This is a genomic window from Glutamicibacter ardleyensis (assembly GCF_014644555.1).
Lineage (GTDB): Bacteria > Actinomycetota > Actinomycetes > Actinomycetales > Micrococcaceae > Glutamicibacter > Glutamicibacter bergerei.
The window spans coordinates 42,144-58,919 of the sequence record NZ_BMKX01000007.1; the positions used below are offsets into that span (position 1 = coordinate 42,144).

Sequence of the window (16,776 nt, forward strand, 5' to 3'; positions counted from 1 at the left end):
GTCTCATGGCGATCGCGGGGTGATCCGTTGGCCTCTTCGGCCATGCAAACGCAACGCGCCCTCAGCTTGGAAAGCGCAAAGCCCTCGCCGGCTACAAAGGTTTCCGATAGTGGCAGTAACCGACGAATCAGATGAACTTGATGACTACGCATTCGCGCCGAGAGCGCCCGGCCGTGTTGGCGAAACCTAAGTTAAAGTATGTCCCGACCTGCGCGAAATTGCGGACAAGCTTGCACAGTGACGCGTGTCACGGAACTCGTCTCGGGGGTTTCTCCCGTAAATTGGCGCATACTTCATCCCCACCTTTTCAGGAGATCAAAGAATGCCACGAGCATGTACGAGAGCTATTGCCAGCGTCGCGGCACTCGCACTGGGACTGGGTACTTTCACCGCCCTTCCGGCCAACGCCGATCCCAGGGCAACCGACAAAACTCCAACAGCCAAAGGCAGCGGCGGCGCTGTCTCATCCGTGGACCCGGAAGCGACCGCCGCCGGCATTGAAATCCTACGCAAAGGCGGCAACGCAGTTGATGCGGCTGTCGCAACCGCGGCAGCGCTGGGCGTGACCGAACCTTATAGCGCGGGTATCGGTGGCGGCGGCTATTTCATGTACTACGACTCAAAAACCGGAAAGATCAGCACCATTGACGGCCGCGAGACAGCACCGGCAGCAATACCCCAAGATGCCTTTGTCGACCCGGAAACCGGCAAACCCTACAATTTCACGCCCGAACTGGTGACTAGCGGCGTGGCGGTAGGAGTACCGGGAACTCTAGCCACCTGGCAGCGTGCATTGGATAATTGGGGTTCCCAAAGCTTGAAGAAAGTTTTGCGCCCGGCCACCCAGGTGGCCTCACGCGGTTTTGTCGTCGATGAAACCTTCCGTGAACAGACCCTTGATAACAAGGAACGCTTCGCTGCCTTCAGCTCGACGAGCGAACTTTTCCTGCCCAACGGTGATGCACCCCAGGTTGGCAGCATCTTCAAGAACCCGGATCTTGCCCAAACCTACCGGTTACTTGCCAAGCAGGGCCCCTCAGCGTTCTACCAGGGCGAGATGGCCGAGGAAATATCCCAGACGGTGCAAGCTCCACCCAAGGTTGAAGACACCGAGCTCCCGGTTCCAGCCGGGTATGTGAGCACCGCCGACCTGGCAGACTACGAGGTTGCGGAGCAGCAGCCAACCAAGGTGACCTACCGTGGACTGGATGTCTTTGGCATGGCACCATCGTCCAGCGGAGGAACCACCATCGGAGAATCGCTGAACATTCTTGGCGAATTCGACCTCACAGGCATGGAGCGGCCCTCCGCGCTTCACCACTACTTTGAAGCGACGGCCTTGGCTTATGCCGATCGTGGCAAGTTTGTGGGCGACCCGGCATTTGTGGATGTTCCCACCGCAACCCTGACCGACAAGCTGTTCGGCGTCGACCGGGCGTGCGCGATAAACCCCGAACGGGCCGCGGTGAAGCCGGTAGCGCCGGGCGACATTGAGGGCTACGACGGAACGTGCCCGGCGGCAACCAGCGAACCGGTGATTGAGCAGGATACCGAGAATATTTCCACCACCCATCTTTCGGTGGTGGACCGCTGGGGCAACGTGGTTTCCTACACACTAACCATTGAGCAGACCGGCGGTTCGGGAATGGTGGTGCCGGAGCGCGGCTTCCTGCTGAATAACGAGCTGACCGACTTCTCCACGGCGTATGACCCGCAAGACCCAAACCGTATCGAACCTGGCAAGCGTCCGCGCTCGTCGATGGCGCCAACGATTGTGCTGCGCGACGGCGAACCGATGCTCGCCATCGGCTCCCCTGGCGGCTCCACCATCATCACAACGGTGCTGCAGACCTTGGTGAACCGCATCGATTTGGGCATGGACCTCAGCCAGGCAATCGCGGCGCCTCGCGCCTCGCAGCGCAATACCGCGGCAGTGACGGCAGAACCCGAATTCATCGAGGCCTACGGCTCAGCGCTTGAGGCTTTCGGCCACAAGCTCACCGCCGCTGGTGATTCCTTCACTCCACAGGCCGAGATCGGCGCGGTTGAGGCGGTGGAAATCGCCGCTGATGGGTCTCTGATCGCGGCGGCCGAACCAAGCCGCCGCGGCGGTGGTTCGGCCATGGTGGTCACGCCCGCTAAATAGCCGCTAAAACCAGCAAGTCCCCGCGAAATTCAACGTTTCGCGGGGACTTGCTGGTTTTGCGCCACTACTTGATTTTTAAGACCTTAGGCCTTGGCGACCAAGCGGTTGGAGATCTTGTACTGTGCGGCGCGGTGGGTATCCTTCACCCGGTCGCCCTCGCCGAACAGCTTGTGGCGCAGCGAACCTTCGGTGTATTCGGTCTTGTATGCGCCGCGTGTCTGCAACTCTGGGACCACGTACTCGACGATGTCTTCAAAAGTTGCCGGAGTAACCGCGTAGGCCAGGTTGAAGCCGTCTACGTCGGTGTAGTCCACCCAGTCGATGAGCTTCTCGGCAACTTCAGCACCGGAACCGACGGTGATTGGACCGAACCCGCCAACGCCGACCCACTCGGCCAACTGGCGGATGGTCCATGGCTTGCCGGAATCGCCGCTGGCCTTCTGGAAGGTCTCCACGGTGGACTGGATGGCGTTGGACTTTACGTTCTCGCCAATGACGTCATCTGGACCGTATTCGGAGAGGTCAATGCCCATCCAGCCAGACATCAGCACCTGAGCGCCTTCGATATCCGCGTAGGACTTGTAGTCCTGGTACTTGGCTTCCGCCAGCTCGGCGGTCTCATCGGTGATGATGGTCTGCATTGCGAAGATCTTCACGTCGTAGCGGTCACGACCGGCTGCCTGGACCGCATCGCGGATCTTGGCTACGGCAACTTTGAGGGTCTCACGGGTTGGGCAGGTGACGAAGACCGATTCGGCGTTTCCGGCGGCAAATTTGATGCCGCGGCTAGAAGCACCGGCCTGGTAGATCACCGGGGTACGCTGGGTGCTTGGCTCGGTGATGGCGATGCCCGGAACCTTGAAGTACTTTCCTTCATGGTTGATCGAGTGCACCTTAGCCGGGTCGGCATAAACGCCGGTTTCCTTGTTGGCCTGTACTGCGTCGTCTTCCCACGAACCTTCAAGAAGCTTGTAAACAACCTCTAGGTACTCGTCTGCGTGATTGTAACGCTCATCGTGTTCCATCTGGTCTTCCTGGCCCATGTTCCGGGCAGCGGACGGCAGATAACCGGTGACTACGTTCCAGCCCACACGGCCTTCGGTCAGGTGGTCCAGGGTGGCCAAACGGCGGGCGAAAGCATATGGGTGCTCATAGGCGGTGCCAGCGGTGACACCAAAACCGAGGTTCTCGGTGACTGCGGCCATCGCTGAAACCAGCATCATCGGATCGTTGACCGGAGCCTGCGCGCCGGTGCGTAGTGGGCTTTCGTTGGAGCCCTTGTACACGTCGTAGGTGCCCAGCACATCGGCGAGGAACAGTCCGTCGAACTTGCCCTTTTCCAGCACCTTGGCCAGGTGTGTCCAGTAACCCAGGGTCTTGTAGGTCGAGGCCTTGTCAGCCGGGTGACGCCACAGTCCTGGTGACTGGTGAGCCACGCAGTTCATGTCGAAGGCGTTAAAAAGGATTTCGCGCTTGTTCTCGCTCATTGGTGTACCCCTATCCATGGAAATGAAATCTTGTAAATCTAACGGTGCGTTCAAAAAACTTGTTTAGCTTCCAGAAAATTGTGGTGTTCCAGAAACCGTTCCGGTGACCGAGAGCCGTTGGGGTTGCACCCCATTGATCTCGTAGTCCCCTACGATGCGTGCCTTATAAATTGCCGGGTTATGCGTTGCGATGGTGCGTGCGTTGCGCCAATGCCGGTCCATGTTGCAGCTGTTGCGTGTAGCCGATGCCCCGAGCCCGTCAAAGAGTTTGCTCGTCGCCCCGATCACCAAGGGCTGCACAATGGTCTGGGCGCGGTTTGCCGCCAGCTCGCACACGGCGAAGCGTTCCTCGGAGTTCAGGTTCGCATCGGCCATCGCCGATTCGACTTCCAGCACCGCCCCCATGACCACGGAGTCGGCGGCAAAAACTTCGGCGGATACCTCACCGACCAGCTGCAGTACCTGTGGTTCGCGGTGTACCGGAACCCCTGTTCCGGTACTGAAGCTGCGGGTACGTGCCTGAACCGAAGATCGCAGGTCGTTTAGTGCGGCCCGACCAATTCCGGCTTGCACCGCCATGAGTACCAGCTGGAAGATTGCGGCCTCCGGGTCGGTGGGATCTTCGGGCATGAAGGTATCCACCGGAACATTGTGGAATTCGGTACTGCCGGTACCGGTCAGCTGCTGACCAAACCCGTCCCAGTCATCAAGGATCTTCACACCACTGTGTTGCGTTGAAACCACGGCGATCTGGCGACCAGGGATCTCTGGGTGGGCTACCGCAACGGTGGTCCAGTCCGCAAAAATGGTACCGGTGCAATAAAATTTGCGGCCGTTGACCAACCACCGCGAGTCTTGCTCAGTTACCTTCGTGTTCAGTACGCCCAGCGCGTTTCCGCCCTCTTCGGTATAAGCATTGCCAACGATCTGGCCGGCGCTGATTCGCGTAGTCCACTTGCTGCGTAGCACTTGGTCTTCTAAGCGCACCACATTTTCTACGAAGGCAATATGGGCTCTCCAGAGTTGTGCCACGTGCGAATCAGCTTCGGCTAGCTCAATAAGCAACCGAAACACATCGCTTAGCCGTGCGCCATGACCACCTTCGGCAATGGATAGTCGCAACGCGCCGAAGCGTTCACGATTAAGCAGCCCGACCTGTTCGAAGGGGAGTATCCGTTGCCGGTCACGCTCACTAGACCCGGCGGCAATCTGTGCGAAGACGGGACGGAAGATATCTGCAAGTCGTTCATACTGTTCATCTGCGCCAGAACCTGGAGTTATTTTGAGCAATTGTCGTGTGGGTAGCTCTACAGGCAGCTCATCAAGCTCCGCAGCGTTACCGGCCACAGACGGATCGCTAAGCGCATTAAAGTCGCCAGCTAAATCGCCAAATGACATCAAAAGTCCTCTATTCTTTCCATCGGTTCTGGCTGTAGCACCGTCCCGGGCCAAAAAATGGTGGGTGGTTGCTGCGACGTCTTCGAGCCAAATCTCTCGGTCGCTCTGGATGGTTCGTAATCATTTGTAGCCTGAGAATTACGTTGCCTTCAACCCGGCAAGTCATATTTCTTCGTGCTGGCATGACCCTTGAATTGCATCAAGGACTCCACTTATCCGGCATAGTCGAACGCCACACCCAGCGTTTCGCGATTTTTCAGCCAAATACGTTGTTGATGAAATAAAAATCGAAACATCTTGATGATGTGACGTAGTTATCGAATATTTTTCATATTACGACGGATTTGCATTGAATTCGTTCGAAAGCCTGTAATGGTCATATAACCATCCCGAGCGGCCAAGAGATCTGGCTCTGTGACGCCGCAGCAACCACCACACACGATCTGTAAATAGATGTGTGGCCGGTGCTACCGCCAGGAACGATGGAGATGAATCATGGTTTTCATATTGCCCTGCCCCAGCTGGCTTACTCGAAGAAGTTGCTCGATGATGTGCCAGCAACTGGACACCCGCTAGCTAAACAACGCGCACGTAAGCACCGCAGGAACAGCAGCCCCAAACTTTTCAAGGAAACGCAATGACTATCACCAAGTTGCCCACTACAACCTCACCTGCTGGCACCGAGAACCGTCAGGAGTTCTGGGACGAAGCAGCAAACTTGCTCGACTGGGACACCAAATGGCACACCACTAGCCAGATCATTGCCGCGGACCCACAAGCAAAGCGTGGACCACAGATCTCTTGGTACCTCGGTGGCAAGCTCAACGCCGCCGTGAACTGCGCGGACCGCCACGTGGAATCCGGAAATGGCGACAAGGTCGCGCTCTACTTTGAGGGCGAGCCTGGCGATCGCATTGCGGTGACCTACCAAAACCTGCAAGATCGCGTTAGCCAAGCGGCCAACGCGCTATTGGAACTCGGTATTACCAAGGGTGACCGCGTGGTCATCTACCTACCGGTGCTCATCGAAACAATTGTGATCACCCTGGCCTGCGCCCGTATCGGCGCGATCCATTCACTGGTCTTCGGAGGTTTCTCCGCGGAGGCACTCAAATTTCGTGTGGAAGACACCAAAGCGAAGCTGCTGGTGACCACCGACGGTCAATTCCGTCGTGGGAGCTCGGTTCCCGTCAAAACCAATGCCGATATTGCGGTCTCCGGAGAAAATGACATTGAAAAGGTGCTGGTTATTCAGCGCACCGGGGACGACATTCCTTGGACCGAAGGACGCGACCTGTGGTGGCACGAAACGGTAGAGAACCAGCCCACGCACCACAAAGCCGAAGCCTTCGACTCTGAGACGCCGCTGTTCATCATGTACACCTCGGGAACTACCGGACAGCCTAAGGGGCTGGTGCACACCACCGGCGGTTACCTCACTCAGGCTGCTTATAGCCACAATCTTTTGTTCGGCAATCCTGATGAGTCTCAGCGCTCCGATGACGTGCACTGGTGCACCGCGGATTTGGCTTGGGTTACCGCACATACTTATGAAATTTATGGGCCACTAGCCAACGGTGTCACCCAGGTGATCTACGAGGGTGTGCCTAACGCACCGCATCCCGGACGCCACTTTGAAATTATCGAGCGCTACAAGGTCACCAGTTACTACACTGCACCCACACTGGTCCGCTCGCTGATGGGTTGGTTCCCCGACGGCATTCCGGACAATTACGATTTGTCCTCACTTCGTGTGGGCGGCACCGTGGGCGAAGCGGTCAATCCCGAAGCGTGGCGTTGGCTACGCGCCCAGGTGGGACGAGACACCGAGCACGGGATCCCGATGGTTGACACCTGGTGGCAGTCCGAGTCAGGAGCTACAGTACTTTCGCCGTTGCCTACCGATGCGCACTTCAAGCCAGGCTGTGCCTCGCGCGCCCTACCGGGTGTATCGGTGGACATTGTTGATGCTGCGGGAAATACCGTGGCTGCAAACGAACAAGGAAATATCGTAATTACCCAGACCGGCCCATCGATGGCCCGGACGGTCTGGGGAAATCCGGAACGTTATTACACCAGCTACTGGGAGCAATATGTTGCTCAGGGTTGGTTCCTTGCCGGTGATGGTGCCCGCTTTGATGAGGACGGGGATATCTATATCCTGGGCCGCACCGATGACGTAATCAATATTTCCGGGCACCGGCTGTCAACCATTGAGATTGAGTCGGCTTTAGTGACCCATGCAGGTGTCGTCGAGGCCGGAGTCTGCCCCACCCCGGATGCGAAGACCGGCCACGCGGCCACCGCCTTTGTGGTTCCGCTGGATAAGACACTGATCTCAGCAAACCCTGATGCGCAAACGCTTGCACGTCAGCAAGAGTTCATCACCATCCTGCGCGCAACGGTCACCGAGCAGATCGGCCCAATCGCTAAACCACGCGATATCGTATTGGTCCCAGATGTTCCTAAGACCCGTTCGGGCAAGATCATGCGCCGCCTGCTGACCCAGCTCTTCGAAGGAACCAAGCTCGGCGACACCACCAGCTTGCAAAATGAGCCGTGCATCGCCGAGCTAGAGGAGATTTGCCGGGCACGGAGCTAAACAGTTTCAGCTACAAATCTGCCCCGCAGTTCGTTGAACTGCGGGGCAGATTTGTAGCGTTTTACATCATTACTCGTCGATACGCTCAGGCTTGGCCGACCCAGTTGAGCCGGAGTCTTCCGTCGCGGAGGACGAATCGGCTGCCTTCGTCTTGAGCACAAATTCTTTGCCCTCTATCAACGGGATTTCCGTGGTCATCAAGCTGAACTGGCTTCCATCGTGGCGTTCTACGCCCTCGGTGACCGATTGCTCCAAGACCTGACGAGCTACCTTGTCGCTTAGCACCAGAGGGTCCTTACTCAGATCCTTCCAGATGGCCACGCAGAGCAGGAGCATCACTAGGACAAACGGCAGCGCGGAAACGATTGTAATATTCTTCAGACCGTTCAACGCTTCGGCTGGCTTGTCGCCACCGGCAAGTAGCATCACCGCAGCTACCGCGCCTACGGCAACGCCCCAGAAGATAATGGACTTCTTTGATGGTTCCGCGGCTCCGCGTTCGCTGAGCGCACCCATCACGATGGATGCAGAGTCAGCGCCGGTGACGAAGAAGATCGCAATCAGCAACACAGTCACGATCATGAGCAGCACCGCAATCCAACCCGGCAATGGTAGCGCTTCAAGCAGATCAAAGAGGATCAAGTCAAAGTTGAGGTCCGGGACTCCGTCCACCATGTTCACCAGGGCAGCACCGGTATCCCCAGCCTGCTCGGCACGTTCCTGCAAGCCTATGGCGCCGCCGCCAAAGATCGAGAACCAGATTAGGGTAACGCTGGAAGGTACCAACAGCACACCGGTCACAAACTGACGAATGGTGCGACCACGCGAAATACGGGCGATAAACAAGCCAACGAATGGTGCCCATGAAACCCACCATGCCCAGTAGAACACGGTCCAGGAGGACAGCCAAGCAGACATTGCTTCGCCGCCGGAACCGGCGGTACGTGATGCCATCTGCGGAAGGTCACCAATGAAGGCGCCCACGGCATTTGGAATTACGTTAAGAATGAACAGCGTTGGTCCGCCGATGAAGACGATCAATGCAATGACGAGGGCCAAGACCATGTTGATATTTGAAAGCCACTGAATTCCGCGTTCAATGCCGGATACGGCCGAGGCGACGAACAGCGCAGTCAAAATGGCAATGATAATAACCAAGACACCGGAGCCGACCTTGGCCATTACACCGCTGGCCTGTATGCCGCCACCGATCTGCAGTGCACCAAGACCCAAAGAACACGCGGAGCCGAACAGCGTGGCCAAAATGGCCAAGATGTTAATGGTGCGGCCACCCCAGCTATGGGTGACCCGTTCGCCGAAGATTGAGGAGAACATCGCGGAGAACAGCTGTGGGCGTCCGAGCCGGAAGCTACCGTAAGCCATTCCTAGACCAACAATTGCGTACATGGCCCATGGGAACAAGGTCCAGTGGAAGAGCGTCGTGCCCATCGCGGTGCTCAATGCAGCAGGAGTTTGCCCGTCCACGGTTCCTGGTGGAGGTGACATGTAGAAGTACAGCGGCTCGCCGACACCGTAGAACACCAACCCGATGCCCATACCGGTAGCAAACATCATGGAGATCCAAGAGACGGTGCTGAATTGTGGCTTCTCACCGTCTTTCCCGAGTGGGATGCGACCGAAATTTTTGGCAGCAACAACGAGGACAAATACGGTAAATACCGAGGCTGCGATCACAAATAGCCAGCCGGTATTCGTTACCACCCAGTTGAGTGCGGCATCAGAAGCGACGCCTAGCCCTTTGGGAGTAACGAATCCCCACACGATAAACGCCAAGGCCAAGCATCCGGGTGAAGGGTCGGTTGCCAGATCGTGGACTCGGTTGAGCATTGCTTTGAGGGCATCGTGCACTGGCTTCTTATTCAACAGCGGAAGGCGCTGAAATAATAGCCCTCGGGTGCCAGCTTCTGCGGAGGTTGACTAAATCAACTCAGTAGAGCGGGGAAACATATTTGCTCCTTGACCTCTTCAAAGGCCTTATCCATCATGGTCCCACCGCGAATAAGGGTCAAACCTAGCAGGATTTGACGTGCTGTTTTAAATGCAACCTAAGGACTTACGTCCCTTGTGAGACACAGTTAACGGTGGGCTCATGTGAATTTCCTCGCCAAGCAAGATTTTCTGCATTAGTCAGCAAAACCGACCAGATCAGAGGTTCTTTTCCCAGTTCAAAAAAATTTGAGCAGAAAAATTTAGGACAAACGTCGCGCTTTATCTTGACCGATTCAAAATAAATAGGGCAAGCTAGTGTTATGACTACATTCGGGGGAATCGAGAAGGTGCTACGCGAAGCATCCATGCGGGTCACTCGTCCGCGCGTTGCGGTGCTTGCAGCGGTCACCGCTCACCCCCATGCGGATACCGAGACAATTATTGACGCGGTCCGCCAAGAACACCCTACGATTTCCCATCAAGCGGTGTACGACTCATTAAAACTCCTCACCACCCTGGGGCTGCTCCGTCAGATTCAACCCCACGGTCATATCGCCCGCTACGAGGCCCGCGTGGGAGATAACCATCACCACGTGGTCTGTCGTAGCTGCGGAGCATTGGCCGATGTTGACTGCGCTATTGGAGCCTCCCCGTGTCTACACGCCTCCGATGATCACGGTTTCAGCATCGATGAGGCCGAAGTTATCTACTGGGGGCTCTGCCCAGAGTGCCAGTCAGCCAAAACAGCCTAACCAGCTAAACATTTTATTTAAAAAGAAGTACCGCAAGGAACTAACCTTCATCTTCGCGGGCCATTGCCCTGCGGACGTGAAAAATCACGCCCAATTCAGTACCAGAAGGAAAACTATATGTCAGAAACGACTGCAGGCCAGTGCCCAGTAGTAGGAGCCGGACGCGTTCACCCTACCCGGGGCAATGCGAACACCGAATGGTGGCCAAATAAGCTCAATCTGAAGGTTCTATCCAAGAACCAGGAAGCCACCAACCCGCTTGATGCCGACTTCGACTACCCAGCAGCATTCGAAGCACTGGATTTCGCAGCCGTTAAGGCCGATATCGCCGAGCTGATGACCAAGTCCTACGACTGGTGGCCAGCAGACTTCGGTCACTACGGTCCATTCTTCATCCGCATGGCCTGGCACGCGGCAGGCACCTACCGCTCCCACGACGGTCGCGGTGGCGCAGGCGCCGGTCAACAGCGTTTTGCACCGCTGAACTCCTGGCCAGATAACGTGAACCTGGATAAGGCACGTCGTCTGCTCTGGCCAGTAAAGAAGAAGTACGGCCAGTCGCTGTCCTGGGCCGACCTCATCATCTTGGCCGGTAACGTTTCCCTCGAAGACATGGGATTCGAAACCTTCGGTTACGGTGGCGGCCGCAAGGACGTCTGGGAAGCGGATGATGACGTGTACTGGGGCCCGGAAAAGGTCTGGCTGGAAAGCGAACGTTACACCGGCGCACGCAACCTCGAAGCTCCGCTGGCAGCCGTCCAGATGGGCCTGATCTACGTGAACCCTGAGGGTCCAGATGGCGTTGCAGATCCTTTGGCCTCGGCCATCGACATCCGCGAAACCTTCCGCCGCATGGGCATGAACGACGAAGAAACCGTCGCACTGATCGCCGGTGGCCACACCTTCGGCAAGACCCACGGCGCCAGCGCCGAAACCCACAAGGGCGAAGACCCGGAGTCCGCTCCGCTGGAAATGCAGGGACTGGGCTGGAAGTCCGGCCACGGTACCGGCCACGGCGATGACACCATCGGCTCAGGTCTGGAAGTGACCTGGACCTACCACCCAACCCGTTGGGACAACGAGTTCTTCCACATCCTCTTCGCGTACGAGTGGGAACTGTTCCACTCCGAGGCCGGCGCACAGCAGTGGCGTCCAAAGAACGGCGCCGGCGCCGATATGGTGCCGATGGCTCACAACCCAGCCGTGCGTCGCGAACCACGCATGCTGACCAGTGACCTGGCCCTGCGTTTTGACCCGGTTTACGGTCCAATCTCGGAAGACTTCAAGAACAACCCAGAGAAGTTTGCGGACGCTTTCGGCCGCGCTTGGTTCAAGCTGACTCACCGCGACATGGGCCCGAAGTCCCGTTACTTCGGACCAGAAATCCCGGCAGAAGACCTAGCTTGGCAAGATCCCCTACCGGCAGCCCCTGCAGTAACCTTGGGCGCTACCGAGGTTGCGGCATTGAAGGCCCTCATCGCGCAGTCCGGCCTTTCGGTACAGCAGTTGGTTTCCACCGCATGGAAGGCAGCTGCAAGCTTCCGTTCCTCTGATAAGCGCGGTGGCGTTAACGGTGGCCGTATCCGTTTGGAACCACAGGTCTCCTGGAGTGTGAACCAGCCAGAACAGCTCAAGGTAGTAATCGCAGTCCTTGAGCAGATCGTGGAAGAGTTTAACGCTACTTCTGCCATCAAGGCTTCCTTCGCAGACGTTGTAGTTTTGGCTGGCAACGTCGGTGTTGAGCAGGCAGCATTGGCTGCTGGCCAGCAGATTGAGGTTCCATTCACTCCGGGTCGCGTTGACGCTACCCAGGAACAGACCGACGTGGAGCAGTTCGCTTGGTTGGAGCCAGTGTCCGACGGTTTCCGCAACTACGATTCCGAGTTCTTGAATTTGCCTCCGGAATACCTGCTCATTGACCGCGCTAACCTGTTGGGCCTCAACGCACCGGAGATGACCGTATTGCTCGGTGGTCTACGTGTATTAGGCAACAACTGGGATGGTTCGAACCACGGTGTCTTCACCGACACCCCGGGCGCATTGACCAATGACTTCTTCGCGAACCTGATGGAACTGGGCCTTGAGTGGACCCCTGACGCCGAAGAGAAGACCTATGCAACCACCGACGGCCGCTGGGTTGGTAGCCGCGTGGACTTGGTCTTCGGCTCAAACTCCGAGCTACGTGCATTGGCCGAGGTTTACGCCGCGGATGATGCGAAGGAGACATTTGCTACGGACTTCGCCGCAGCCTGGGCCAAGCTCATGGATGCTGACCGGTTCGACCTGCTTAAGTAACTAGTTTCTTCGCTCATAGTTGTGGCTGTCACCCCCCATGGAGTGACAGCCACAACTATGTGTTTCTACAACTTAAAACAGCACTGGGTCCGACTGCGTCTGTCGTTGCGGGTTTTCAAGTTCTAGTAGCTGCAGCTTGGTGGGTAATCCGCCAAGGTATCCGCCGAGCGCACCATCGGTGCGCAGGACTCTGTGGCATGGCAAGACAATCGGTAGTGGATTGGTCGCGCAGGCTGTGCCCACCGCGCGTACTGCTTTTGGTTTACCAATCTTCGCTGCCACCTGTGCGTAGCTCAGGGTCTGCCCGTAGCCGATCTGTCCCAGTTCTAATTGCACGGTTCGGCGAAATTCTGTAGATAGTCTTAGATCCAGCGGGAGCTGGAATTCGTGCCGTGTGCCAGCAAAGTATTCATCAAGCTGACGCGCTACCCCATCGAGTTTCGCAGGTGCTTGAAGGATTCGTGGGCTCACCTTAGTCGCAAGACTTTCAAGGATATGGTCATAGCCTTCGCTTTCAAAAGCAACTCTGACCAGTCCGGCCTCGGTGCTCGCCAGCAGCAGTTTTCCAATCGGCGTATCAAACACACGGTAGGAAATGTCGGTCAGCTGTGACTTATCAGCTTCTGTTTCCAGACGCGAATGCAGTTGGGCCAGCATTGTTGTTTCCTCGGTGGTGGGGCCGGAATTCACCTTGTCAATATTCATCTTTTGGCTCCCGGGGTTTGTGCCTCATTCAGCTTGCTTCGTAAGTTTTTGATGCCGTCGGCCGCAGCTCTCCGGGCGGCTTCCGGCGTACCCGACAGCACCTCGGCAATTTGCGCATAACTTAATCCGCCAAGATACCTGTAGGCGATTACTAGCCGTTGTTTTTCTGGCAGCGTTTTGACCACTTGCCAAAGTTCCAGATTTTCAAGGTTCTGTGCCGGAGTTGAAGCATGGACGCCGTCGCCATTTTCGACCTCGGCTTGCACGGTTTCGGGTCGATGCTTGCGCAGTTCGTCGATTGCTTTGCGGTGGGCAATGCGTACCAGCCAGGCCTGCACATTGGCTTCCTGGTCTAACTGCGGATAGGCCTTGAGCGCCGAGAGGAAGGTTTCGGACCAAGCATCTTGAGCGCGATGCTCATCGAGTAGCGCGCGGCACACTCGCAGGACACTGAGCCCATGGGTCTGCACGACCCGTTCGAATGGTTGCTTCATGTGGCTCCTCGTTGGCGGCTGTCACTAGGTAAACGTACCGTGTGGCCATTATGTGAGGTGCGTGAGCTAACTATTTCAAAAACTTTTTACGTCGTTGCATTTTAGTGAGCGGTGACGAGGCCTAGTTCTTCGCGCAGTTCATGCATCCGCTCAAGATCAATTTTCAGTAGCTCCCCGTTAGTCACGCCGTCGTGGATACGTACCCCGGCGAGCGCGTCACGCACAATCCGCATGGCAGCTCCATGACTAATGACCAAGATCTTTCGTCCAGGGTTTTCCTGCACTAAAACAGACAAGGCACCAAGCATGCGGTGTAAGACGGTTTCTCTGTCTTCAGTCTCAGCAGCAAGCGTCGCTGCTTCGGCTTCGCTGACTTCAGCCATAATCCGGCCTTCAAGTGGGCCAAAACCTCGCTCAATCACGTCCGCCACCGGCGCTGCATGTTCAACGTCAAGTTCTGCTGCGATCAGCAAGGCTGTTTCTTGAGCCCGCGACAGCGGAGAAGCGACAACCAGATCCCAATTCTGGCCGTTCAGTTCCCTACCAAGCTCCCGCGCTTGCGCTCGACCGGTGTCATTCAAATCGATATCGGTGCGTCCTTGCATGCGCCCGGCAAGGTTCCAATCGGTCTGCCCATGCCTGACCAAAGCTAACGCTGTATCCATAGCTCGAGCATAAGCTAACCCCTGAACCACGCCCGAATCGGTTTCCTCCTTCAAGAACCGAAACTTTAGGACTCATAGTTGGGTCATTCAAGGACATATTGACAGACTGTTACTAACCATCCCGAGCGGCCGAGAGATCTGGTTTGATGACGCCGCAGCAACCTGCCACAGCCGGTGGACTAGGTGCTACCGCCAGAACCGATGGAGCTGCTTTCCACTGAATTCCAGGGGTTAAGCGACATTGATCCGGGATTCCTGCCGAAGCATCAATCGACAAGGAGTCGTACGCCACCATGGCTGACCACAAGTTTGGATTTCGCACCCGCGCTCTACACGCCGGCGGCACACCCGACGCGGAGCACGGCGCACGCGCCGTGCCGATCTACCAGAGCACTTCATTTGTTTTTAAAGACACCGATGACGCGGCTAATCTCTTCGCACTGCAAAAGTACGGGAACATTTATTCGCGCATTGGTAACCCCACGGTGGCAGCTTTCGAGGAGCGCATGGCGTCACTCGAAGGCGGCATCGGTGCGGTAGCTACCGCCTCAGGCATGGCAGCTGAGTTCGTCACCTTCGCGGCACTGGCTCAGGCCGGGGACCACATTGTTGCTTCCTCCAAACTCTATGGAGGCACCATCACCCAGCTGGACGTGTCCTTGCGCCGTTTCGGGATCGAGACTACCTTCATCGATTCTAATGACGCCGCAGATTTTGAAGCAGCAATCCAAGAGAACACCAAGGCCGTTTACACCGAGATCGTGGCAAACCCTTCGGGCGACATCGCTGACCTCAAGGGTCTGGCAGAGGTCGCCCACCGCCACAACATCCCGCTGGTGGTTGACTCGACGCTGACCCCGCCGTATCTGTTGCGCCCCATTGAACATGGCGCGGACATCGTGATCCACTCAGCCACCAAGTTCATCGGAGGGCACGGCACCACCTTGGGCGGTGTAGTCATCGAGGCTGGCACGTTCAACTGGGGCAACGGCAAGTTCCCCACCATGACTGAACCCGTACCAAGCTACGGCAACGTGTCCTGGTGGGATAACTTCGGCGAATACGGATTCCTGACCAAATTGCGTAGCGAACAGCTACGAGACTTTGGCCCCTCCCTGCCTGCGCAGTCTGCATTCCAGTTGTTGCAGGGCTTGGAAACCCTGCCACAGCGCATGGATAACCACCTGACCAATGCGAAGCAGGTCGCCGCGTGGCTCGAAGCCGATGACCGCGTCACCTACGTCAATTACGCGGGTCTCGAATCCCACCCACAATATGCCCGTGCCGCCGAGTTACTGCCAATGGGCGTTGGTTCGGTCTTCAGTTTCGGAGTAAAGGGTGGACGCGAGGCTGGCACCAAGTTCATCGAAGCTTTGCAACTGGCAAGCCACTTGGCCAATATCGGTGATGCTCGCACCTTGGTACTACATCCTGGGTCTACCACCCACCAGCAACTGAACGCCGAACAGATGGTTGCCGCAGGAGTTCCTGAAGATCTGATCCGCCTCTCCGTCGGTTTGGAAGATGTTGAAGATATTCTCTGGGATCTAGATCAGGCACTGACTGCTTCCCAGAAAATCGCAGCCAAGCTGGATGAGGCTCCCACCTATGACGGCGCTGCCTGCGCCGTGCCAGCAGCTTCGAAGGGAGCAAACTAATGAGCACTCAGCAACGTACTTGGCAGGGCCCTGGCGCCGCAGAACGCCTGAATATTCTGCATGAAACAAAGTCTATTGCTATCGTTGGTGCCTCAAATAAGCCATCCCGCGCCAGCTACTTTGTTGCCACTTATCTCTTGTCTTCCTCGAAGTACAAGGTATATTTCATCAACCCCGTGCTGGACGAGATTCTCGGGCAGCCGGTCTACAAGTCATTGGCTGATCTGCCGGAGACCCCTGATCTGGTCGAGGTTTTCCGTAAACATGATGACCTTCCCACCGTGCTAGATGAAGCGCTGACCGTGGGCGCGAAAACCCTATGGTTGCAGCTTGGTTCGTGGCACGAGGAGGTTGCCGCGCGCGCCGAGGCTGCCGGGATGAATGTGGTCATGGACCGCTGCGTCAAGATTGAGCATGCCCGCTTCCATGGTGGATTGCGTCTTGCCGGGTTCAACACCGGAGTGATCTCCTCTAAGCGCCAGCTACTGGCATAAAGTTCTGCATCTTTTCATTCTCGCCGGAGCCTGTGGTGACCTCACCACAGGCTCCGGCCATTTGAGCTGGCATCCTCACCATTCCAATCCCCCGACCTGAAACATCACATGATGCTAGGGTGTGAAATCA

The 16,776-nt window shown here is 56.8% G+C and carries 13 protein-coding genes and 3 riboswitches; of the genes, 7 read left to right on the top strand and 6 right to left on the bottom strand.

The window, feature by feature from the left end; translation table 11 throughout:
• The first annotated feature begins 322 nt into the window (after window positions 1–322).
• Complete coding sequence (gene ggt / locus IEX04_RS13155) at window positions 323–2,146, top strand: gamma-glutamyltransferase (RefSeq protein ID WP_188686193.1); 1,824 nt, start codon at window positions 323–325, stop codon at window positions 2,144–2,146.
• Window positions 2,147–2,229: 83 nt separating this feature from the next.
• Here the strand turns inward: ggt and IEX04_RS13160 are convergent, their stop codons facing one another.
• A complete protein-coding gene (locus tag IEX04_RS13160) occupies window positions 2,230–3,633 on the bottom strand; it encodes an LLM class flavin-dependent oxidoreductase (protein ID WP_096256254.1) in 1,404 nt (467 codons plus the stop codon).
• A gap of 63 nt (window positions 3,634–3,696) precedes the next feature.
• A complete protein-coding gene (locus IEX04_RS13165) occupies window positions 3,697–5,031 on the bottom strand; it encodes an acyl-CoA dehydrogenase family protein (RefSeq protein ID WP_096256255.1) in 1,335 nt (444 codons plus the stop codon).
• A 16-nt stretch (window positions 5,032–5,047) separates the two neighbouring features.
• Window positions 5,048–5,147: riboswitch (SAM riboswitch) on the bottom strand.
• Between the two features lie 265 nt (window positions 5,148–5,412).
• A riboswitch (SAM riboswitch) is annotated at window positions 5,413–5,520 on the top strand.
• Here IEX04_RS13165 and IEX04_RS13170 point away from each other — a divergent pair.
• Entirely contained in the window at window positions 5,520–5,672 is a 153-nt protein-coding gene (locus tag IEX04_RS13170) for a hypothetical protein (protein WP_188686195.1), read from the top strand. (Overlaps the previous riboswitch by 1 nt.)
• Complete coding sequence (acs, locus tag IEX04_RS13175; protein ID WP_188686197.1) at window positions 5,669–7,633, top strand: acetate--CoA ligase; 1,965 nt, start codon at window positions 5,669–5,671, stop codon at window positions 7,631–7,633. The genes IEX04_RS13170 and acs overlap by 4 nt, the downstream gene beginning before the upstream one ends.
• A 69-nt stretch (window positions 7,634–7,702) precedes the next feature.
• On the opposite strand, the gene IEX04_RS13180 is transcribed toward acs, so the two are convergent.
• On the bottom strand, window positions 7,703–9,520 hold the full coding sequence (locus tag IEX04_RS13180; RefSeq protein ID WP_407646317.1) for a BCCT family transporter: 1,818 nt from the start codon (window positions 9,518–9,520) through the stop codon (window positions 7,703–7,705).
• 383 nt (window positions 9,521–9,903) lie between these two features.
• Here IEX04_RS13180 and IEX04_RS13185 point away from each other — a divergent pair, with 383 nt between their 5' ends.
• Both IEX04_RS13185 and katG read left to right on the top strand, forming a co-directional pair.
• Complete coding sequence (locus tag IEX04_RS13185; RefSeq protein WP_188686199.1) at window positions 9,904–10,335, top strand: Fur family transcriptional regulator; 432 nt, start codon at window positions 9,904–9,906, stop codon at window positions 10,333–10,335.
• A 117-nt stretch (window positions 10,336–10,452) separates the two neighbouring features.
• Window positions 10,453–12,630 carry a catalase/peroxidase HPI gene (gene katG / locus IEX04_RS13190; protein ID WP_188686201.1) on the top strand — a complete coding sequence of 726 codons (2,178 nt, stop codon included), beginning with the start codon at window positions 10,453–10,455 and terminating at the stop codon, window positions 12,628–12,630.
• Between the two features lie 72 nt (window positions 12,631–12,702).
• Here the strand turns inward: katG and IEX04_RS13195 are convergent, their stop codons facing one another.
• From IEX04_RS13195 to IEX04_RS13205, 3 genes are all read right to left on the bottom strand, one after another.
• The gene (locus IEX04_RS13195) at window positions 12,703–13,335 is read right to left on the bottom strand and encodes a methylated-DNA--[protein]-cysteine S-methyltransferase (protein ID WP_096256260.1); all 633 of its coding nucleotides are present in this window, start codon (window positions 13,333–13,335) and stop codon (window positions 12,703–12,705) included.
• Window positions 13,332–13,829: an RNA polymerase sigma factor gene (locus IEX04_RS13200; protein WP_096256261.1), complete on the bottom strand. Its 498-nt coding sequence runs from the start codon at window positions 13,827–13,829 to the stop codon at window positions 13,332–13,334. The genes IEX04_RS13195 and IEX04_RS13200 overlap by 4 nt, the downstream gene beginning before the upstream one ends.
• 101 nt (window positions 13,830–13,930) lie before the next feature.
• Window positions 13,931–14,548, bottom strand: a complete 618-nt coding sequence (locus tag IEX04_RS13205; RefSeq protein ID WP_194446455.1) for a histidine phosphatase family protein — start codon at window positions 14,546–14,548, stop codon at window positions 13,931–13,933.
• A 59-nt stretch (window positions 14,549–14,607) separates the two neighbouring features.
• Window positions 14,608–14,702: riboswitch (SAM riboswitch) on the top strand.
• A gap of 85 nt (window positions 14,703–14,787) precedes the next feature.
• Here IEX04_RS13205 and IEX04_RS13210 point away from each other — a divergent pair.
• Together IEX04_RS13210 and IEX04_RS13215 are read left to right on the top strand one after the other, a co-directional pair.
• Window positions 14,788–16,152 carry an O-acetylhomoserine aminocarboxypropyltransferase/cysteine synthase family protein gene (locus IEX04_RS13210; RefSeq protein WP_096256263.1) on the top strand — a complete coding sequence of 455 codons (1,365 nt, stop codon included), beginning with the start codon at window positions 14,788–14,790 and terminating at the stop codon, window positions 16,150–16,152.
• Window positions 16,152–16,646 carry a CoA-binding protein gene (locus IEX04_RS13215; RefSeq protein ID WP_188686205.1) on the top strand — a complete coding sequence of 165 codons (495 nt, stop codon included), beginning with the start codon at window positions 16,152–16,154 and terminating at the stop codon, window positions 16,644–16,646. The genes IEX04_RS13210 and IEX04_RS13215 overlap by 1 nt, the downstream gene beginning before the upstream one ends.
• The last annotated feature ends 130 nt before the right edge of the window (window positions 16,647–16,776 follow it).